The organism is Thalassolituus sp. UBA3500 (assembly GCF_002377545.1).
Taxonomy (GTDB): Bacteria; Pseudomonadota; Gammaproteobacteria; order Pseudomonadales; family Oceanobacteraceae; genus Thalassolituus.
This window is the reverse complement of sequence record NZ_DFQB01000060.1, coordinates 64,621-85,671: the sequence shown is the minus strand read 5'-3', so window position 1 is coordinate 85,671 and position 21,051 is coordinate 64,621. Positions and strand designations below refer to the sequence as shown.

Below are 21,051 nucleotides of genomic sequence, written 5' to 3'. Positions count from 1 at the left end.
TGAAGCAAACGGGGCCACTGATTCCAGTGGCCCTGTTTTTCTTTGTTTATTCCTCCTATGGCTTGTTCTGCATCAGGGGACTTTCGCTATTTTATAGGGATTAACTCCGTCATTCGGGCGGCGTTTAAAGCGTTTGTACGTCCACTGATATTGAGCAGGACAGACACGAACGCAGTTCTCAATAGACTGGTTCATCGCCGTCGCTGAGACAACAGGATCAGGATCAAACTGTTCAGGTAGTGCATCAAACAGATGGATATCGAACCCTTGGGCATCTGGTAAACGCTCACCAAACGCATAAATCACCTGACAGCCTGTTTCGCGGATCATCTGATGAGGTAATGTCGGCGTCAGGGTTTCAACACCCATAAAAGGGGCGAACACACCCCGCTCACGTTTCGGCTCCTGATCCGGCAAAAAGCCGACGACTTTTCCGGCATTCAGAGTAGCGAACAAGGCCTTAACGCCGCCTCCTGTGGTAGGCACCAGTTCTGCCCCAACGGCTTCGCGGCGGGATACCATCCAGTCGCTGAAATTTTTCATCTTTGCCGGGCGATACATGATGGTTGCTGATGTTAATGTGGCCAGCCAGGCACTGACGATTTCCCAGTTACCCAGGTGTGGGGACATAAATAAAAGGCCTCGCTCATCGGCGAGTTTCTCTTCCAGCAGTTCCAGGTTATGGACTTTTCTCACCATGGTCAGCAGCTTGTCATGGGAGTATCCCCACATAGGGCCCATTTCGCCGCCTGTCATGCCATTCTGGATCAGCGTGTCGTAGAGCAGGGTTTCGCGATAATCGTCACTCTTATCGGCAAAGCACATCGCCAGATTAACCCGTGCGACTTCGCGGGAGCGGGTGCGCTTTGATGCCAGCCTCTTTCCTAATATGCGACCGATACGTTGCGCTGTCGGCAACGAGACGAGCCCCATCAACTTTACTGCGCCGATCATCAGATAACCAATCAGACTATTCACATTTCTCACCTTCAACAGAGTGAACAAAGTGTACAACCTACGCCATTGCCGGTCACTTTCTGAGCCTCTGCTAAACTCAAATGACCCTTGCAGGATATGGGGGAATATAACTTCAGCCAGATAACCAATTAGTAGCAGTCGGGATTGCCAGCGTTATGACGGAAGCGAGCTTTAACCTGCAGGGACAGAAAATACTGATCGTTGATGACCTTGTTGAGGCGCGCAGTGCGCTGAAAAGCATGCTTTCGGTGTTAGGAGCCGATGATGTCTATACGGCTACGGATGGGCGAGAGGCCGTAGAGCACATCATGGAGCATGACTTCGACCTGGTGCTGTCTGACTACAACCTTGGGAAAGCTAAGGATGGACAGCAGATCCTGGAAGAGGCCAGATATACCAGCCGGCTTCGAGCTACCGCCTCGTTTGTGATGATCACAGGTGAAAATGCAGTTGACCGCGTCATGGGGGCGCTCGAATACGACCCGGATGCGTATGTCACGAAACCCTTCACTCTGAGTATTCTGCGCGAGCGGCTTTATCGGCTCAGTATCCTCAAAACTATTCTTCTGCCTATGAACAGGGCGGTTGATCAGGGGCAGATTGATTGGGCGATAGAAATCGCAGATCAGATCAGAATAGAACATCCTCGCTTATTACTTCCTGTTTCCCGCTTACAGGGAAAACTCTGCCTTAAACAGGAGCGCTACGAAGATGCTCTTGAGGCCTACACTCGGGTTCTTGAAAGCCGCCCGGCGTCCTGGGCTCGTCTTGGTCAGGCGGTGTGTTTTCACTTTCTGGGCGATACCGATCAGGCCGTGTCTCTGATTCGAGCCACACTACTGGATCACCCCTTGTACGTTCAGTGTCATGACTGGTTGGCGAAGATCCTCATTGGCCAGGGAAAGAGCGAAGAGGCTCAGCAGGAACTTGAAGCTGCCGTCAGAATCTCTCCGCGTGCCGTGTTGCGTCAGCTGGAGTTAGGCCAGCTGGCTCTGTCGAACGAAAGCTACACCGTCGCTCAGGATGCCTTCGAGCAGGCGATGAGACTGGCGCGTTATTCCTGCTATAAAAGCTCGGTGACTTATCAGCAGTTTGTCGAAGCAGCACAACATAATCTGGACGCTGAACAAACCAAAGAGAATCGCTTGCTGTGTAATAAAGCCTTGCGAGCCTTGGATGAAATGAAGCAGGAGTTCTCGGGCAATATGGGCGTTGTATTTGATGCCACCATTGCTGAGAGCAGAACCTACAAGGCGGTTGAAGACGACAACAAAGCCCGTGGCAGTGCCGATAAAGCTGAAGGGGTTCTGGCCCGGATAAAAGAACCGACGGGCGAGCAGCAGTTGACCATGACAGAGGTCTATATTGATACCGGCCAGTCTGAGAAAGCCGCCAATATGGTTCAGGTCATGAAGGATCAGGGTGTCGCCAATAAACTATTGCAACGATTGGGTTCAATCGAAGAACGCTTGTCGAACATAAATGCGCGTGAAAAGTCCGCTGAGCTGAATGAAAAAGGCGTTGCCCATTACGAGCGTGGTGAGCTTAAAGAAGCGATTGCCGCCTTTGATCAGGCAACCCGGTTTGAAGAGGCTGGAATCAGTGTGCTTCTCAATGCCATTCAGGCAAAAGTCAGTTATATCGAAAACGAGCAGTTGGATGTCGGTCAGCTAAAAGACTGTTATCGCCTGCTGCGCCGGGTTGGTAATGTCGGTCATTTCGATGAACGACACGATCGTTATAAGCGTCTGAAAGAAACCTGTGAGCGCTTACGTCGCTCGGCGGGACTGTAGAGAGGGAATCTGATGAATCTTAAAGATCTTGCCGGTGCAATTATTCATGACCTTAAAAACCAGCTGCACTCTGTCCTGCTGGAGGGCGAAAAGGCCATGAAGGAAATGCCGAAGGAGCATAGAGACAAACTGTACCCGGTGTTCGCGCGCAGTCGTCGGGTACATCAGGATGCGATGCAGTTGGTGACACTGTATCGGTTACAGGAACGCGGGAATTTTCCGGCAGATGACGCCTGGCCCTCGGATACAGTAAAGCATGCGATTGAGTGCTTCAGAGTGCACTGGCCTGACGTTGAGGTAACGATCGGCATAGACTCTGACTGTCAGGGCTATTACAACGATGCCTTAATGCAGATGGCATTGACGAATCTTCTGAATAACAGTGCTCAGGCCGGCGCAAAAAATATCGCAGTGACCGCAGAAGAGCAGGGCGCAGGGCTCCAGATCAGAGTGAGTGACGACGGTCCGGGTTACCCTGAGGATATTCTTGATGGCAGTGATGACAGTGATAGCGGGGACCGGGATAAAGAGGGGAGCACCGGTATGGGGTTATATTTTACCGAGTTGATGGTTGCTCACCACTCTACGCCAGCGAAGCCTGCAACACTTGATCTGCAAAACGCCGCAGACGGTGGTGCAGAGGCCATAATCACCTTACCCTGATCGGCTCAGGACGTTTCGCCAACTTCAAACAGGCGGAATACAAACTCCTTGGTGCCTTTGTTCTTCAACTCTTCCCAGTGTCCCGGAAATTCGGGCTCGAGGCTGGCTTCGTGTTCAATATAAACCAGAGCACCGGGCAGTAACGTCAGTTTGTTTAGTGCGGGCTGCAACAGATCTTTACCAAACGGCGGATCAAGGAATACCAGATCGTAAGGTTCTGGGTTCTGTTCCAGCCACATCAGAGCATCTCCAGCCCAGACCTGAGCATTGCGCGCATCGAGTTGCTTCAGGTTGTCCTTAAGCTGAAAGGCCGCCTTCGCATGCTTCTCCAGGAAAATGACTTCTTTTGCGCCTCTGGATAGCGCTTCAAACCCAAGCGCGCCACTGCCGGCGAAGGCATCGAGCACACGTGCACCCTCAATGTCAGATTGCAGCCAGTTAAACACCGTCTCGCGAACACGATCCATCGTTGGACGCAGGCCATCAATGGCAGGAAAGCGCAGTCGGCGAGAACGCCACTGGCCACCAATGATACGTAATTGATGATGAGATTGTCGGCTCACTCAGAGCTCCGTGATGCAGATGAATTCAGCGCTGTAAGACACTCAGAAAACGCTTGCGGTTCAGTACGTTGAGAGACCGCAAGTGCCTGATATAATGTAAGAAAATAGTCTTCAGCTTGTTGATGGTAGGCAAGTTCAGAGGCAATGTCGATGGCCGACCCTGGGTTCAGCCACTCGCGGCGCAGACGTTTTATTTCACCTTGTCTGAAATGAGCCCACTCTTCTCTCGTTGGTGTCGGCTTATGACCGGGAGAGGCTGGCTGCACTGCGCTGGCGCCCTGTTCGCGGTTCCACCACAGAGCGCCAGCCGGGTGCTGCTGCTGGCAAAGGGTCATCTTTTCGGTGGGAGTCTCGGGCGCTGTCAGAGAAAGTTTCTGTATCAGAAACGAAGCCGCTTGCTGCATTTCGACGCCCGTCAGAGGGCCCTGCAGAGCGAGCCCCGCCCTTCGTGAATGTTCCGTCGGTGTGATACGGGTCGCCAGATGTAATGCCCAATCACTTGCCGGAACCTGCGTCTTGAGCGCGTAATGATCTTCTCCGATGACGGCGATCTGAATATTGGCGGATGCCGTCGGCTGCCAGTACACGGGCACGCCTTTATTGCTGTGCCACAGATGCCAGCCCGTGTCGGCAAGCGGCGGCGCGTCTAAGGGTTCAAGAGGCGTGTCTTCATTCGTAGTGAAATTCAGATTGATGACGGTGATGATAAGGAGGCAGCCGATGATCAGAGCATTCAGGGTGCGACGGCTTAATCCATGGAACATCTAAGGAGAACTCCCTGTAAACAACTCATAGTGTTAGGATAGCACCCCATCAGCGCGCATGCGCCCATCCTGATTGATCAGATTCAGAGACGCCGATGTTTGATTTTTTTAAACGAAAGAAAAAAAGCCCTGAGAATGCTCAGCCTGCAGACCCGCAGGCACCCCAGCAGGTAGAAGACAACAATGATGTAGCGGAAGCTTCCGAGGCTACCAATCTGGTACCCGAAGCCCCACTGGTTCAGGCCGAAACGCCAGTCAGTGAAACTGAAGAAATTCTTCAGCAGGCGGCGGAGCCCGTTCCAGAGCCAGTGACAGAAACTGTTCCGGAGCAAGCAGAGCCCCAGAAGAAAGAAGCTCCATCTGAGCCCGAGATCAAAACCGAGGTGTCCGCGTCGCAGATCGCCGCCGATGATCTTGCTGCCGAGCCAGAAGACGTAGTCGATCCGGACGTGATGGTACCGGTGCCTGAAAAAGCCAAAGACGAGAAGAAAGGCTTCTTCGGGCGCATATCGGCCGGTCTGAGCAAAACCCGCTCTAACCTCACCGATGGTCTGTCGACACTGCTGCTGGGTAAAAAAGAAATCGACGACGACATGATGGAAGACCTGGAAACCCAGCTCATTATGGCCGACGTCGGTGTTGAAGCAACGACTGAAATAATCGACCGTCTGACGAAGCGTGTAGGTCGTAAAGAGCTGCGTGATTCTGACGCTCTCTACGAGGCTCTTATTGAAGAACTACAGGATATGCTGGCGGTGTCGCAGAAACCTCTGGTTATTGATAGCAGCAAAAAGCCTTACGTGATTCTGATGGTCGGCATCAATGGTGTGGGCAAAACCACCACGATCGGTAAGTTGGCTAAACAGTTTCAGGCGCGTGGTAAAAGCGTCATGCTGGCGGCGGGTGACACCTTCCGTGCGGCGGCGGTTGAACAGCTGCAAGTGTGGGGCGAGCGGAACAACGTACCTGTTGTGGCGCAGCATACGGGGGCAGATTCGGCGTCTGTCCTGTTTGACGCGGTGCAGGCAGCGACATCGCGCGGTGTCGATATTCTGATTGCCGATACTGCCGGGCGTCTGCACAACAAAGACAACCTGATGCAGGAACTGGAAAAAGTCGTTCGTGTTATGAAAAAAATCGACGACACCGCACCGCATGAAGTGATGCTGGTTCTGGATGCGGGTACGGGGCAGAACGCCATCAACCAGACAAAAACCTTCCTCCAGTCCGTGGGCGTCACGGGCCTGACGTTGACCAAACTCGACGGTACGGCAAAAGGCGGCATCATCTTCGCACTGGCGAAACAGTTTGGTCTGCCGGTGCGTTACATCGGTGTCGGTGAGAAAATCGAAGACCTGCGTCCGTTTAACGCAGATGATTTCACCCGGGCCTTGTTCCGGATTGGTGACGACTGACGGATTAACTCTATGCCAATGGTACGCTTCGATGGGGTCAGCAAAAGCTATCCCGGTGGTAAGGAAGCTCTGAGTAAAGTCAGCTTTGAACTGGCTCGTGGCGAGTTTGCCTTTCTCACCGGTCACAGCGGTGCAGGTAAAAGTACCCTGCTCAAACTGATGCTGCAGATGGAGCGCCCGTCGAAAGGTCAGGTGTTTGTCGATGGCGATTGCGTGAATACCATGAAGAGCTCACTGGTGCCCTTGCTGCGCCGTAAAGTGGGTGTGGTGTTTCAGAATCACCAGCTGCTGTTTGATCGTAGCGTATATGACAATGTGGCGATGCCTCTTCTTATTGCCGGGTATCAACCTGCCGAAGCCGCGCGCCGGGTTCGCGCTGCGCTCGATTCAGTAGGTCTGCTCGGCTTCGAGCGTCGCAACCCCATTGAACTTTCAGGCGGTGAACAACAGCGCGTCGGCATTGCCCGTGCCGTGGTCAATAAGCCGCAGCTCCTGTTGGCGGATGAGCCGACCGGTAACCTTGATCCTGAGCTTTCTGAAGAAATCATGAAGCTGTTTCTGCGCTTTCAGCAAGTGGGTGTCACCGTGCTGATTGCTACGCACGATATCCCTTTGATTGAACGCATGGGGCATCGCCGTCTGATTCTGGATCATGGCTCCTTGCACGACAGTGGCGGGCAGCGCGCTGGTTTTGAGCGGGGTGACCATGTCCGCACCTGATTCTCCAAAACGCCAGACGGCGAATGCACCGCGTAAACCACAGGTGGGTGCCTCAACGCACAAGGTCAGTCTGAAAGACCAACTGAATGGCTGGGCTCAGCAGCATCAGCTGGTGGCTGTTGAAACTCTGATGCGACTGCTGACCAAGCCATTAGGCAGTATCATGACCTGGCTGGTGATTGCCATATCACTGACGCTCCCCGGCGCCATGTGGATGACGCTGGATAACCTGAGTCAGCTGAGTAATCGCTTTCAGGCCTCCGGCAGTATGAGTGTGTATCTGAAGCCCGCTGTACAGGATACTCAGGCGCAGCAATTGTTGAGTTGCATAGAAAGTATGGACGGAGTCGCCGATGTACGCTTTATCAGCGCGGATGACGCCCTCGCCGAGTTCCGAGCCAGTTCCGGGCTGGGCGAGGCCCTGGACCTGCTGCCAGAAAATCCTTTGCCCGGGGTGATTGTTGTCGAGCCCGAACTGGCCTTGCCACAGCAGGATGTCATTGCCTTGGCGGATAGCCTGAGAAGCGAGCCCCGCGTTGACAGTGTTGAGCTGGATACCGCCTGGTTGGATCGTCTGCATGCACTTCTGGCATTAAGCGAGCGTATTGTTTGGGTGATGGGCGCTTTGCTGGCACTCGGAATTCTGCTGGTGGTCGGTAATACCATTCGCTTGTCGATCGCGGCGCGTGTTGATGAAATTCGTGTCACCAAGCTGGTAGGCGCGACGAATGCCTGGGTTCGCCGGCCGTTTCTGTATACCGGCCTCTGGTTTGGCATGGTGGGCGGATTAGTGTCCTGGATACTGCTTGCCATCGGTTGGGCTCTGGTGAGCGGGCCAGTCGAAGATCTCGCCGCGCTCTACGGTTCTGAGTACCGCTTGCTGCCGCTCTCGGCAGGTGCTGCACTGGTGCTGTTGTTGGGCGCTATGCTGCTCGGCTGGCTGGGTGCCTGGTGGTCTGTGGTGAGGCACCTGCATCGGATAGAGCCGTAAACTCCGGATTATCAGGGTGCTTTACGTTTACCGACACACTATCGACACAGTAGCGAGTCTAATGGCGCTATTATGATCTTATAGAGAACGGTGAGTGGCGCTGAAGGGAACTTATCCAGCCATTTGCGGTCCTATATAGTGGTGCTAAACTTAGCTCTCGACTTTGATTATCCGGTGGTTGGATACATGCCCCACATGTGTAATCAGGTCACTGTAAGTTGCTGATTGAGCAAAAGAATTCCTTCAGGAGTGAGAGATGAACAACGGTTTGCAAGCAGTATACGCGATGTCTCCGGGTGCGAACCTGGAAGCCTACATTTCGACTGTTAATGCGATTCCTGTGCTTACGCCAGAAGAAGAGAAAGATCTGGCTGAGCGTTTTCATTATCAAGAAGACCTGGAAGCTGCGCGTCATCTGGTGATGTCGCACATGCGCTTCGTGGTTCATATTGCACGTAGCTATTCTGGCTACGGCCTGAATCAGGGCGATCTGATTCAGGAAGGTAACGTCGGTCTGATGAAGGCGGTTAAACGCTTCAACCCAGAGGTTGGTGTGCGTCTGGTGTCGTTCGCTGTGCACTGGATTAAAGCAGAGATTCACGAGTTTATTCTGCGTAACTGGCGCATTGTGAAAGTAGCGACGACGAAAGCGCAGCGTAAGCTGTTCTTTAATCTGCGTAGTCAGAAAAAGAAGCTGGGTTGGTTGTCTCAGGATGAAGCGACGGCGATTGCTGAAGATCTTGGAGTCGAAACCAAGACTGTATTTGAGATGGAAGGCCGCCTGAATGCACACGATGCTGCGTTCGATGCCGGTGCTGACGAAGATGACGAAAGTGCCTATAAAGCACCAGCGTACTATCTTGAAGATCACAGCCAGGACCCGGCTCAGCTGGTAGAAGCCGACAACTACGAACAGGACGCCAACAGTCGCCTGGCAAATGCCATGGCAGACCTGGATGATCGTAGCCGTACCATCCTGCAACAGCGTTGGTTGAGCGAAGAGAAAGCGACGCTTCACGAACTGGCTGATATGTACAAAGTATCTGCTGAGCGTATTCGTCAGCTAGAGAAAAATGCAATGAAGAAACTGAAGAACGCGATTGGTACCGACCTGGTACTGGCGTAATGATCGCTTCTTAAGAGAGTACTTATGAAAAGCCGCTCGATGAGCGGCTTTTTCTTTGCCTCATGAATACCGACCTTGCGTATCAGCGCTATAAACAGGTCTTGTCATAAAAATGTCATATATCGGACCGATACTCTGCAACCCTGTGTTTTCCGGGCGCCAAAGGTGCTCGAGCGGGTTACAATCGGTCTGAAATTCCCCGCCGGCTCAGGAGTAAGTTCCATGGCTTTTAATGATGCACAACGCTTTTTCCCGGAAACCCGCATGCGCCGTATGCGTCGAGATGATTTCTCCCGACGCCTGATGCGTGAAACCCAGCTTACTGTTGATAGCCTGATCTATCCGATGTTTGTTCTGGAGGGGCATCAGGAGCGTGAGCAAGTGGCATCTATGCCCGGTGTAGATCGTCTGTCGATTGATTTAATGATTGATGAGGTGAAACACCTTTATAAACTGGGTATTCCGGCGGTGGCCTTGTTTCCGGTCACGCCTGCGGATGCTAAGTCAGAGTTGGCCGAAGAAGCGTTTAATCCCAACGGCCTGGCTCAGCGCGCCGTGCGGGCAATCAAAGATGCCGTACCCGATATGGGTGTTATTACGGATGTCGCGCTCGACCCGTTTACTACACACGGGCAGGACGGAATTATCGATGCCGAAGGCTATGTTCTGAATGACCGTACGGTAGACACTCTGGTCCGTCAGGCTCTGTCTCACGCCGAAGCTGGCGCGGATGTGGTTGCCCCATCTGACATGATGGATGGTCGTATCGGTGAAGTGCGGGCGGCACTGGAGCAGGAGAATTTTGTGAATACGCGCATTATGGCGTACTCAGCAAAATACGCATCTGCTTACTACGGTCCGTTCAGGGATGCTGTTGGTTCTGCCGGCAACCTCGGCAAAGCCGACAAGAAAAATTACCAGATGGACCCTGCAAATACAGACGAAGCGCTTCATGAAGTGGCACTTGATCTGGCTGAGGGGGCCGACATGGTTATGGTGAAACCAGGCATGCCGTACCTTGATATTGTGCGCCGGGTGAAAGACGAATTTAAAGTGCCCACCTTTGTGTACCAGGTCAGTGGTGAATACGCCATGCACAAGGCTGCAGCTCAGCAGGGGTGGTTAGACGACAACGCCGTCATGATGGAATCACTGATGTGCATAAAACGCGCTGGGGCAGACGGAATCCTGACCTACTTCGCGAAACAGTTTGCTGAATTAGGGGACGTCTGATCAGGCGCTGGCCCTAACGCAGGATTTTTAGGTACCCTGATGACAATCGCTGAAAATACACAGACAAAAGCAGAGCAGCCGCCGGAGTTATCCATGACGGACGTACAGGATATAGATCTCAATAGCAGTGAGTTTTACATCAACCGTGAACTCAGCCACCTGCAATTTAATATCCGTGTACTTGAGCAGGCACTGGATGAAGCGCACCCGCTGCTGGATCGTTTGTTCTTCCTGTGTATTTTCAGTAAAAACCTGGATGAGTTTTTTGAAGTACGGGTTGCTGATCTGGTCCATCAGCTGACATTTAATCGCGAGCTTTCTGGTATTGATGGTCTGCACCCAGCGCAGGTGTTGGACGAAATTTACTCTCTTTGCAGTACAACCGTTGAGCGTCAGTATGAAATTCTTAACGATACCCTGCTACCTCAACTAAAAGAGCAGAATATTCACTTTCTACGTCGTGCTGAGTGGAGTGAAGAACAGCGTATCTGGATACGTGAGTACTTCGATGACAATATTCAGCCTCTGATCAGCCCGATTGGGCTGGACCCCTCGCACCCATTTCCTCGTCTGGTTAATAAAAGCCTGAACTTTATTGTCGCGCTGGATGGCAAAGATGCGTTTGGTCGCCAAACCGGTCTGGCAATCATTCCTGCCCCGCGCTCATTGCCGCGTACTCTGCGCCTGCCTGATGAGCTGGTTCAGGAGGGAGGGGATAATTTTGTATTTCTGTCGTCAATTATTCACGAGTATGCGGATGAGCTCTTTCCAGGTATGACGGTAAAAGGGTGTTATCAGTTCCGTGTGACACGTAATGCTGACCTCGATATCGACCACGAAGAAACGTCAGACCTCGCGTCTGCACTAGAAGACGAACTGCACTCACGAAACTTCGGCGAAGAGATGCGCTTAGAAGTGGCAGATAACTGTCCGGATGAGTTGATCAGCTTCCTGCTGCGCCAGTTTAATCTCGATGAATCTGACTTGTTTAAAGTGAATGGCCCGGTCAATCTTGGGCGTTTAATCGAAGTGATTGATCAGATCAATCGTCCGGATCTTCGCTATCCTCCGTTTACGCCGGGTCTGCCGAAAAACGTTAATTTCAAAAAGAGCATCTTAGAAAGTATCCGCTCGAAAGATACCCTGCTGCTGCATCCGTTTGAGTCGTTTACGCCAGTGGTTGATCTGCTTCGCGAAGCTGCAAAAGATCCCAGTGTTAAATCAATCAAACAAACGCTCTATCGCACGGGCGCCAAATCAGAAATCGTAAATGCGCTGGTTGATGCGGCACGTAATGGTAAAGAAGTTACGGTCGTGATCGAGCTGCGTGCGCGGTTTGATGAAGAAGAAAACCTCTATCTGGCAAACCGTTTACAGGAAGCCGGTGCCGTCGTTGTGTATGGCGTAGTGGGGTATAAAACACACGCTAAGATGATGCTGATCGTGCGCAAAGAAGGAAATCAGTATCGTCGTTATGTGCACCTCGGAACCGGTAACTACCACGCCGGAAATGCGCGGGCGTACACCGACTACAGCTTTATGACCTGTGACGATTCTATCTGCGAAGACGTTCATAAAGTATTTCAGCAGTTAACCGGTATGGGTGAAGTCATGCGTGTGAAGAAGCTGTTTCATGCGCCGTTTACTTTGCACAAACGATTGATTCAGCTGATTGATCGCGAGCGTGAGCATGCGGATGCTGGCAAGCCTGCATTAATTCGCATGAAAGCCAATGGTCTGACCGAACCCAAAGTTATTCGTGCGCTCTATCGTGCGTCTCAGTCGGGTGTGAGGGTCGAGCTGATTATTCGTGGTATGTGCAGCCTGCGTCCAGGAATTGCGGGCGTGTCTGAGAATATTGAAGTTCGTTCAATTATTGGTCGTTTCCTAGAGCATACGCGCGTGTATTACTTTCTGAATGGCGGTAATGACGAAATTTATGCCGGAAGTGCTGATCTGATGGAGCGCAACCTTCTGCGTCGGGTTGAAACCGCATTCCCGGTTGAGACCAATAAGATCAAAGAGCGGATGAAAGAAGAACTTGAGGTGTACGTTAAAGACAACACCCAGGCCTGGATTCTGCAGACGGACGGCTCTTACGTAAGGGCTCAGCCAGGGCCGGATGATGAGGTCATTTCTGCACAAAGCTGGTTGCTCGATAAGCTGGCCGCCAGTAGTGGTACGCCCAGTGCGAGCTGATTAAAAACAGTAAAAAAGAAAAGCGGGGCGGTGCCCCGTTTTTTTATGCTTGTTTTTCTCGCTCGCACTTTTTCCTGCTTTCCAGCTCAGGTAATACTGAGCACCAGCCCGGCGGCACTCTGCAACTCCACTTCCTCTTCGAGGTCCTGGGATGTCAGCGGGAAATTCTCTTGCCAGCCTTCAGGCAGCTTCAACAGTAGTGCATCTTTGTCGGTGGTTGCCTCAGGCAGGGGAACGTCGTAAGCCTCGCGGCTATGATTAAGCACGATAGCAACGCGCAGTAGGCGAATTAACCAGAGGGCAATGGTTTGCTGTCGGGCAGGCAGTAATTCGAGTTCTTCCGGGTGAATTTTACGCCGGTGATTGCGTACCAGCAGGGCCAGTAACATTTGTCCCTGACGGGTAAAACCCAACATATCAGAATGCTGCAGCAGGTAAGCACCGTGTTTATGGAATCCGCTATGAGCGATACTCAGACCGATTTCATGGATGCGCGCCGCCCAGCTCAACCATTGCGCCAGCTCTTTGCGTGCGCCTATGTCTTTACGGACCTGACTGAACAGAGCGAGCGCGGTGGCTTCAACGCGATCCGCCTGTGCCGTATCAACGTAGAAGCGCTCCTGCATGGAGGCAATTGAGCGGCTGCGCACGTCTTCGTGCTCAGAGCGACCAACAAGATCCCAGAGTGCGCCTTCGCGTAAAGCGCCATCCGAGTAGCGCATGTGTTTGATGTCGAGGGTTTGAAATACTGCGTTCAGAATTGCCAGTCCGCCGATAAATACCTGCCGACGGTCGGGCTTCACCCCCTCAATATCGACGTCATCAACCGTCTCATAACTCAGGCAATGATCTGTCAGTTTTTCCAGGCCTTCCGGGGTGATACCCTCGTTGCCCCAGCCATTACTGATAATGGCTTGCTCGACAGCGCGGATAGTACCTGATGAGCCAATCTCACTTTTCCAACCCAGTTTTTTATACTGAGCCTTAATGTTCAGAAGTTCCTGCTGTGCAGCGGAGACGGCTTTTTTAAATTGTTTGCGGCTTATTTTGCCATCAGAGAAGAAACGTTTTGTGAAAGATACGCAGCCCATGTGCAGACTTTCAAGGGCCTTCGCTTCAAAACGTTCACCGATAATAAATTCGGTACTGCCGCCGCCAATATCCACGACTAGTCGCTGGCCCCCATCATCAGCCTGAGTGTGGGCAACGCCCAGATAGATCAGGCGTGCTTCCTCGCGCCCGGCAATGACTTCGACGGGGTAGCCCAGCACTTCTTCGGCGCGATCAATAAACTCTCGCCGGTTGCGTGCGGCGCGAAGAGCATTGGTGGCGAACACGACAACTCTGTCCGGGTCCATGCCCTGCAGGCGCTGACCGAACTGAGCGAGGCAGTCAACGCCGCGTTGGATAGCTTCTTCGCTGAGATAGTTCTGATTGTCCAGCCCCGCCGCCAACTGAACTTTCTCTCCACGCTTTTCCAGAGTACGTATTTCACCCTGAAACTCTTCTGCGATCATCATATGAAAACTGTTTGACCCGAGATCGACTGCGGCAATGCGGCTGGATTCGACCTCTGCTGAATACTGCTCTGACATAACTATCTGTTTCCAATAACCCTATGATGAATATGCCTTCCGGCGTCTCTGACGTCCAGTCGAATAATCCAATTGATTCCGCATCAATGTGGCGTACAATAACCCTTTCTAACTGATTGCACTTTCTGCAGGGGAATTTCATGAGCGATAACATTATTACCGTAACCGACGATTCATTTGACGCTGACGTGCTGGGTTCAGATGTTCCTGTACTGGTGGACTTCTGGGCAGAGTGGTGCGGCCCATGCAAAATGATCGCTCCGGTTCTGGAAGAGATCGCCGATGACTACGCAGGTAAGCTGAAAATCGCCAAGCTGAACATTGACGAAAATGAAGCTACAGCGCCTAAGTTTGGTATCCGCAGCATCCCGACTCTGATTCTGTTCAAGAACGGCAATGCTGAAGCCACGAAAATCGGTGCAATGAGTAAGTCTGAACTGGCTGCATTCATCGAACAGGCGATCTGATTTCCCTGTCAGCTGTATTCCGCACTGCAAATGGGGACAAATGTCCCCGCAGTGCTGGACAACCCCCCTTTATCTGTCTATATTGACTTCGCAACATTGAAGGCGGGCCAACCCCCACTCATTGCTGCCCTCCATGGCGACTCTGCCAGGATTTCTTCAGATCCAGCATCTATCTAATTCAAATAACCTAACCGTATATACCTACACCTATGAATCTCTCAGACCTGAAACTCAAATCAGTCCCCGAATTGCTGAAAATTGCCGGCGATATGGGTATTGAGCACGTCAGCCGTACCCGTAAGCAGGACATCATCTTCGCCATTCTCAAGACCCACGCAAAAAGTGGTGAAGACATCTACGGCGATGGCGTGCTGGAGATTCTGCAGGACGGCTTCGGTTTCTTACGCAGTGCAAACAGCTCTTATCTGGCCGGCCCGGACGACATTTATGTCTCACCCAGCCAGATCCGTCGTTTCAACCTGCGTAAGGGCGATAAGATCGCCGGTAAAATTCGTCCGCCTAAGGACAACGAGCGTTACTTTGCACTGTTGAAAGTTAATGAAATTAACGACGACAAGCCTGAAAACGCGAAAAACAAAGTCCTGTTTGAAAACCTGACGCCGCTGTTCCCTAACGAGCGGCTGGTTCTTGAGGCAGGTAACGGCTCCACTGAAGATCTGTCTTCACGTGTTCTCGACCTGGTTGCACCGATTGGTAAAGGTCAGCGCGGCCTGATCGTGGCGCCACCAAAGGCTGGTAAGACCATGCTGCTGCAGACCATTGCGCAGTCTATTACCCGCAACAACCCTGAATGTGAGTTGATCGTTCTGCTGATCGACGAACGTCCGGAAGAAGTGACCGAAATGAAGCGTTCGGTACGCGGTGAAGTGGTTGCATCAACCTTTGATGAGCCGCCAGCGCGTCACGTTCAGGTGGCTGAAATGGTCATCGAGAAGGCCAAGCGTCTGGTTGAGCATAAGCGTGACGTAGTCATTCTGCTCGACTCTATCACTCGCCTGGCGCGTGCTTATAACACCGTCATTCCATCGTCAGGTAAAGTTCTGACCGGTGGTGTTGACGCGAATGCTCTTGAGAAGCCAAAGCGCTTCTTTGGTGCTGCGCGTAACATCGAAGAAGGTGGCTCTCTGACCATCATCGCAACCGCACTGGTTGATACTGGTTCTAAGATGGACGAGGTTATCTTCGAGGAATTTAAAGGTACGGGTAACCAGGAACTTCACTTGGATCGCAAGATCGCTGAGAAACGCGTCTACCCCGCTATTAATATCCGTCGTTCTGGTACACGTCGCGAAGATATGCTGTTTAACGAAGCTGATCTTCAGCGCCTCTGGATTCTGCGTCGACTTTTGGCTGAAATGGAAGACTTGCAAGGCATTGAATTCCTGCTCGATAAACTCCGTCAGAGCAAAACCAACGACGAATTCTTTGATTCGATGCGTAAGGGCAAATAAGTCCTTACTTGCTCAGAAACGCCCGGCCAGCTTTGCTGTCCGGGCGTTTTTATTTGTATTTCTGTTCGACCTTTTCGATGACGTCATTGGCAATCCGCAGGCTTTCGAGAAGGTCGAGCAGGTTGTAATCTAGGTTCACGTTCAGGTGAGTCTTCTGCCCGTCAAAGAAGTCGGGATTCTTACCTTCAAACTGAAGCGACAGATTTAATTGCCCATCTGGCTGATAGCGCACACCTGACTGCAGCTCGTCGTATTGAAAGTTCTGTAACAGCTTCATTGCCATGCCGACGCTCTGGTCTGCCTGAGCGAGGGCATCAGCACTCTCGTCCTGATATTTGATGGTACCGCCCGGATCACGGGCGAACAGGTTACCTCCCGGCACCATCGGGCCTTCTTTGGTCAGAACAATAGGCAGCATGCCATCCAGCAGACCTGTCGCTTTGATTCCGGCTTCTTTTTCGATTGCGGCGATCTGACTGAGTTGCAGGTGATCAAGACGGACGCCGAAAGCGTTCACCTCTTTGCGACTGTCGTAATGAATCTCGGGTGCGTAGATGCGACCACCGAGTAAGTCGGTGTGGATTTCGTAAACGTCCACTTCGAAATAGCTGAAGTCTTCCGGAAAGCGCGTTTGTGTCCGGGCGAGAAGGTTGGTTAAAGGGATACCGCTGTCGAGTTTACTGCCAGACAACTGAGCATCAAGCTGGTACTCGCCCTGCTGTGGGCGGCGCAGAGCAAGCATGGCATTCCACTCTTCGAGGGTAATGCTGTTGTCGTAAATCAGGCCGACGCCATCAGCCCTCAGCATCATATCGGGAGTCAGTTTGACCCCGGATTCGTTGGCTTGCCAGTCCAGCCAGCCCTGACCTGACAGGTGACCATTGAGCAGTTGCACACTGGTCAGGTTCGCCATGTCGGCAAGCCCGAGCGCCATCCAGTCAAGGCTGGCATCAGTGAGATGCCATTGCAGAGAGCCACTGCCTGATAGCAGGTCGTGCTCAGCCCGGGTGCGGAAATGAATTTCACCATTCGCGGCGGTCAGATCAAGGGAGGCATTAACCCGTTCGCGAATGTCATCCATCGTGATGGTGATTGGGCCGCTCAGACTGATGTCGGGAATTGGCCACAGCCCCCAGTCTGAATCGTTCATGCGGGTTGATAGCGTGCAATTGCCCAGTAAACCATTCGCCAGATCCTGAAGATCGATATCGCCGGGGTCGCAGCCAAGGTGTGAAGGTGCGAAGCGCAGGCGTGCATCCTGCTCTTTTGATGATGCGGTGAAAGGCGCTATCTTCAGGCGCAGATCCCTGGCCTGAGCATGGCGACTGTCATCAAGGTTGCCTTTGACCATTAAGTCCTGCAGTAACGAGATAGTCAGCGGTGTGACAGTCCACCCCTGCCACGGGCTGACTGTTGCCTTCAGGACAAGGCCGTCACTGGAGGCGACTGACCACTGTCCGGTATCACTGAGTTCTGCGTTGAATTGCCCGTTACCGGACATTTGCCATGCTGGCAATTCCTGTTGAGCCGGTTGTTGATAACTCACCGACAGCGGCAGTGCTAGCGATGTAGGCCCGGTGGCCTTCCAGATACCTGCAGGTTCCAGTGTTAGCTGGGTCGTAGTAAGTCCACTCAGTTGAGCTGTCAGGGTTCCATTAAGTTCGCAGGTATCTGCGCTGGCATTGCACACCGCGGCCAGTGCCTGCCCCGGCGTAGTGGCTTTCCAGCGGCTAGCCTGACCATCGACGGTTGTGGTAATCGATGCAGAAAGTGGTTGAGCGGCAAGTAAGGCATTCCAGTCGGCAGCGGTGGTTGCTCGTCTCACTGACAGCGCGATGCCTGCGGGCTGGACTGACATAGTGTCACTGATCACTGATTTTCGTGTAGTCAGTGTGGCGGTCATATCAGCGATCAGCTGATCGGGCCAGCGTGCCTGAGTAGGGCTGTTAAGTGTACCTTCCAGTATGATCTGCTGACCTTTGAGTGGCAGGTCAGCCATTTGCGGCAGACTGTTCTGAACCTTACTGAGATCCGCCTCGAACCTGATGTTTGCATCACTGATGTCTTCTGTTTGTGTCAGGCCGGTCCAGAGTTGTGCCAGAAGCGCTTCTTGTTGAGAAAGCATCACCAGTAACTCTGCGTTGCCTTTTTCGTTGCGCTGCAATTGCAGGTTAACGTTAACGGCTTCCTGAATGTGGGGTAGCCGGAGGTCGCCGGATATGCCCCAATGGTCTGGCTGTAGTGAGCCTGTCAATCGGGCAGAAACGTCTGGTGTATCTATCTCCAGCGACGCTACCCGGATGTCATCAACTGGAAGTGCCATCAACTCAGTAATATGCGGAAGGTCGATATCGGTCCCCGGCGTCAGGCTCGTGGCCGACTGTGAGGGTGTATCGTCGTCTGCGCTGATAAGTACTCTGACGGTTTCCGCCGTCAGACTATCGGCCCTTCCTTGCAGCAACCCTGTGCCGTGGTAATTGAGCTCAGCATTGCGAATCTGAATCAGAATGCCCGGAGATGGCTGGAGCTCCAGTTCATCCACGGCAAACTGTTGTCGAGTAAGGCTACGGATCTGAAGATGACTGCCGGGAGCCACCAGTCGATCCAGAAGAGGGGGGAGCCAGTTGTTCAACAGAGGAACGATCGAGAAATAGAGCGCCACTATCGTGGCGCTCGTTAGCAGCAGAGCAAGCGCTATGCCCTGAAACCACCCTCGGCGGATCAGAGAAGGAGTTTGCTGGTTTGACTCCCTGCGCTCACTCATAGCAGCGAATCAGACTTTCAGTGTCTTAACGCCGTCCTGAGTCCCGAGAAGCAGAACGTCCGCGCCGCGCTGCGCAAACAGGCCGTTAGTGATTACGCCAGTGATCTGATTGATGTCGGACTCAAGCTGCATCGGCGATTGGATCTTCAGGTTGTGCACATCAAGAATCTGGCCGCCATTGTCAGTGATTACGCCTTCACGCCACACCGGGTCACCGCCCAGTTTTACCAGCTCACGTGCAACATGTGAACGGGCCATGGGGATAACTTCGACCGGCAATGGGAAGGTGCCCATCATGCCGACCATTTTGCTTTCATCGGCAACGCAGACAAATTTCTTGGCCACGGCAGCAACAATTTTTTCGCGGGTCAGTGCCGCACCGCCACCTTTGATCATCTCAAGGTGTTCGTTGATTTCATCGGCGCCATCGATATAAAAATCCATACCATCGACGCTGTTCAGGTCGTAGACCGGAATACCGTGACTTTTGAGGCGTTCTGCAGACGCCTCAGAGCTGGCAACTGCACCATCGAACAGGTGTTTTACAGCAGCGAGTGCATCGATAAAACAGTTGGCTGTTGAGCCAGTGCCGACACCGACAATACTGTCTTCGTCGAGGTGGGGCTTGATGTGATCAACCGCGGCCTGACCAACCGCCTGCTTGAGTTCGTCCTGATTCATAGTGTCTGTATCCGGGTGAAATGCTTTCGCGAATTATAAGGCTTCATGCGTTACAATGCGCGTTCGCTCTCGATTTTTTTGGACCAGCGGCATGCTAAACGAATACCTGAAAAAAATACTCTCGTCCCGCGTCTATGACGTTGCTGAAGAGACGCCTGTCCACACCGCCACGTTTCTCAGCGAGCGACTGGAAAACCAGATCTGGATTAAACGTGAAGACAAGCAGCCAGTGTATTCGTTCAAAATTCGTGGGGCTTACAACAAAGTTGTACAACTGACCGACGAAGAAAAAGCACGTGGTGTTATCGCTGCTTCAGCGGGGAATCATGCTCAGGGTTTGGCTCTGGCGGCAAAAAAACTCGGTATAAAAGCCGTCATCGTTATGCCTAGGACAACCCCCGAAATTAAAGTGAAGTCTGTGAAGGCGCGCGGTGCACGTGTGATCCTGCATGGTGATGCGTTTGATGAGGCTTTCCAGTACTCGCAAAAGCTGGTGGAAGAAAAGGGGTATACCTACATTCATCCATACGATGACCCGGAGACCATTGCCGGACAGGGCACTGTGGGTATGGAGATCCTCCGTCAGATGCCAGTGCGCCCGGACGCCATTTTTATTCCGGTCGGTGGGGGCGGGCTGATTGCCGGTGTCGCTGCGTACATCAAAGCGCTGACTCCTGAAGTCCGCATTGTGGGTGTTGAGAGTAGTGAGTCGGCCTGTCTGGCAGCTGCGCTCGCGGCGGGTAGTCGTGTGGTTCTTCCTGAAGTGGGTATCTTTGCTGACGGTGTTGCGGTCGCACAAATTGGCGAAAACACCTGGGAGATCTGCAAAGACTACGTGGATGAGGTGATTACCTGTACGCCGGATGAAATCTGTGCCGCGATTAAAGATACCTTTGACGATACCCGTGCAGTCAGCGAACCGGCCGGGGCATTGGCAGTAGCCGGCTTGAAAAAATACATCGAGCGTGAGCAATGCACAAATAAAAATCTGGTGGCGATTCTCAGCGGTGCAAATGTTAACTTCGACCGCATGCGCTACATCTCTGAGGTTGCTGAGATCGGTGAGGGGCGGGAAGTGATCCTGGCTGTCACAATCCCAGAAGAACCGGGCAGTTTTCAACGCTTCTGTAGTCTGCTGGGTAAGTCACCGATTACTGAATTCAATTACCGTTACAGTCGCGATGATGAAGCGCAGATCTATGTTGGTGTGAAAGTCTCTGACGAGCCTGGCTCCCGTAAAGCACTGGTGTCCGACCTTGAGGCGGAAGGCTATGCGCTGATGGATATTACCGATGATGAGGTAGCGAAATACCATATACGTCACATGGTGGGTGGGCACGCACCTGCGTCGGTAACGGATGAGCGCGTCTACCGCTTTGAGTTTCCGGAGCGCCCCGGTGCTTTGCTTAACTTCCTCAAGAAGCTGGGTAAACGCTTTAATATATCACTATTCCACTATCGCAATCATGGTGCTGCCTACGGCCGCGTATTGGTTGGGCTGCAGATCTCTGACGATAAATGTGAACAGCTTCAGGGATATCTCGAAGAACTTGGCTATCGTTATTGGGATGAGACAGAGAATACGGCGTACCAACGATTTTTGCGTTAATACGCCATTGTCTTGAAT

At 52.5% G+C, this 21,051-nt stretch carries 17 protein-coding genes; 11 read left to right on the top strand and 6 right to left on the bottom strand.

What is annotated here, in order from left to right; genetic code table 11:
* Window positions 1-72 precede the first annotated feature (72 nt).
* Complete coding sequence (locus B2R29_RS15905) at window positions 73-978, bottom strand: lysophospholipid acyltransferase family protein (RefSeq protein WP_301181961.1); 906 nt, start codon at window positions 976-978, stop codon at window positions 73-75.
* Window positions 979-1,133: 155 nt separating this feature from the next.
* Here B2R29_RS15905 and B2R29_RS15900 point away from each other — a divergent pair, with 155 nt between their 5' ends.
* Together B2R29_RS15900 and B2R29_RS15895 are read left to right on the top strand one after the other, a co-directional pair.
* Complete coding sequence (locus B2R29_RS15900) at window positions 1,134-2,771, top strand: response regulator (protein ID WP_301181960.1); 1,638 nt, start codon at window positions 1,134-1,136, stop codon at window positions 2,769-2,771.
* A gap of 12 nt (window positions 2,772-2,783) precedes the next feature.
* The gene (locus tag B2R29_RS15895) at window positions 2,784-3,434 is read left to right on the top strand and encodes a sensor histidine kinase (RefSeq protein ID WP_301181959.1); all 651 of its coding nucleotides are present in this window, start codon (window positions 2,784-2,786) and stop codon (window positions 3,432-3,434) included.
* Between the two features lie 5 nt (window positions 3,435-3,439).
* Here the strand turns inward: B2R29_RS15895 and rsmD are convergent, their stop codons facing one another.
* A complete protein-coding gene (gene rsmD, locus B2R29_RS15890) occupies window positions 3,440-3,997 on the bottom strand; it encodes a 16S rRNA (guanine(966)-N(2))-methyltransferase RsmD (protein ID WP_301181957.1) in 558 nt (185 codons plus the stop codon).
* Window positions 3,994-4,761 (bottom strand): hypothetical protein, encoded by a 768-nt coding sequence (locus B2R29_RS15885; protein WP_301181956.1) that lies wholly within the window; start codon window positions 4,759-4,761, stop codon window positions 3,994-3,996. Before B2R29_RS15885 ends, rsmD begins: the two co-directional genes overlap by 4 nt.
* Before the next feature lie 95 nt (window positions 4,762-4,856).
* Between B2R29_RS15885 and ftsY the strand changes: the two genes are divergently transcribed.
* From ftsY to ppk1, 6 genes are all read left to right on the top strand, one after another.
* A complete protein-coding gene (gene ftsY / locus B2R29_RS15880) occupies window positions 4,857-6,176 on the top strand; it encodes a signal recognition particle-docking protein FtsY (RefSeq protein WP_301181955.1) in 1,320 nt (439 codons plus the stop codon).
* Between the two features lie 18 nt (window positions 6,177-6,194).
* Window positions 6,195-6,896 carry a cell division ATP-binding protein FtsE gene (ftsE, locus tag B2R29_RS15875; protein ID WP_301182128.1) on the top strand — a complete coding sequence of 234 codons (702 nt, stop codon included), beginning with the start codon at window positions 6,195-6,197 and terminating at the stop codon, window positions 6,894-6,896.
* Entirely contained in the window at window positions 6,883-7,887 is a 1,005-nt protein-coding gene (gene ftsX, locus B2R29_RS15870; protein WP_301181954.1) for a permease-like cell division protein FtsX, read from the top strand. The genes ftsE and ftsX overlap by 14 nt, the downstream gene beginning before the upstream one ends.
* 256 nt (window positions 7,888-8,143) lie before the next feature.
* Window positions 8,144-9,013: an RNA polymerase sigma factor RpoH gene (gene rpoH, locus B2R29_RS15865; RefSeq protein WP_301181953.1), complete on the top strand. Its 870-nt coding sequence runs from the start codon at window positions 8,144-8,146 to the stop codon at window positions 9,011-9,013.
* Between the two features lie 222 nt (window positions 9,014-9,235).
* Window positions 9,236-10,246 (top strand): porphobilinogen synthase, encoded by a 1,011-nt coding sequence (gene hemB, locus B2R29_RS15860; RefSeq protein WP_301181952.1) that lies wholly within the window; start codon window positions 9,236-9,238, stop codon window positions 10,244-10,246.
* Window positions 10,247-10,339: 93 nt separating this feature from the next.
* On the top strand, window positions 10,340-12,445 hold the full coding sequence (ppk1, locus tag B2R29_RS15855) for a polyphosphate kinase 1 (RefSeq protein WP_301181951.1): 2,106 nt from the start codon (window positions 10,340-10,342) through the stop codon (window positions 12,443-12,445).
* Between the two features lie 86 nt (window positions 12,446-12,531).
* Here the strand turns inward: ppk1 and ppx are convergent, their stop codons facing one another.
* Window positions 12,532-14,040: an exopolyphosphatase gene (gene ppx / locus B2R29_RS15850; protein WP_301181950.1), complete on the bottom strand. Its 1,509-nt coding sequence runs from the start codon at window positions 14,038-14,040 to the stop codon at window positions 12,532-12,534.
* Window positions 14,041-14,180: 140 nt separating this feature from the next.
* Between ppx and trxA the strand changes: the two genes are divergently transcribed.
* Together trxA and rho are read left to right on the top strand one after the other, a co-directional pair.
* Window positions 14,181-14,507 carry a thioredoxin TrxA gene (gene trxA / locus B2R29_RS15845; protein WP_068436003.1) on the top strand — a complete coding sequence of 109 codons (327 nt, stop codon included), beginning with the start codon at window positions 14,181-14,183 and terminating at the stop codon, window positions 14,505-14,507.
* Between the two features lie 209 nt (window positions 14,508-14,716).
* Window positions 14,717-15,979 (top strand): transcription termination factor Rho, encoded by a 1,263-nt coding sequence (gene rho, locus B2R29_RS15840; protein WP_301181949.1) that lies wholly within the window; start codon window positions 14,717-14,719, stop codon window positions 15,977-15,979.
* A gap of 49 nt (window positions 15,980-16,028) precedes the next feature.
* Here rho and B2R29_RS15835 read toward each other — a convergent pair whose 3' ends face one another.
* Window positions 16,029-18,743, bottom strand: coding sequence for a YdbH domain-containing protein (locus B2R29_RS15835; RefSeq protein ID WP_301181948.1), 2,715 nt, complete (start codon window positions 18,741-18,743; stop codon window positions 16,029-16,031).
* Window positions 18,744-18,752: 9 nt separating this feature from the next.
* Window positions 18,753-19,424 carry a ribose-5-phosphate isomerase RpiA gene (rpiA, locus tag B2R29_RS15830; protein ID WP_301181947.1) on the bottom strand — a complete coding sequence of 224 codons (672 nt, stop codon included), beginning with the start codon at window positions 19,422-19,424 and terminating at the stop codon, window positions 18,753-18,755.
* 91 nt (window positions 19,425-19,515) lie between these two features.
* Here rpiA and ilvA point away from each other — a divergent pair, with 91 nt between their 5' ends.
* Entirely contained in the window at window positions 19,516-21,033 is a 1,518-nt protein-coding gene (gene ilvA, locus B2R29_RS15825; RefSeq protein ID WP_301181946.1) for a threonine ammonia-lyase, biosynthetic, read from the top strand.
* Window positions 21,034-21,051 lie beyond the last annotated feature (18 nt).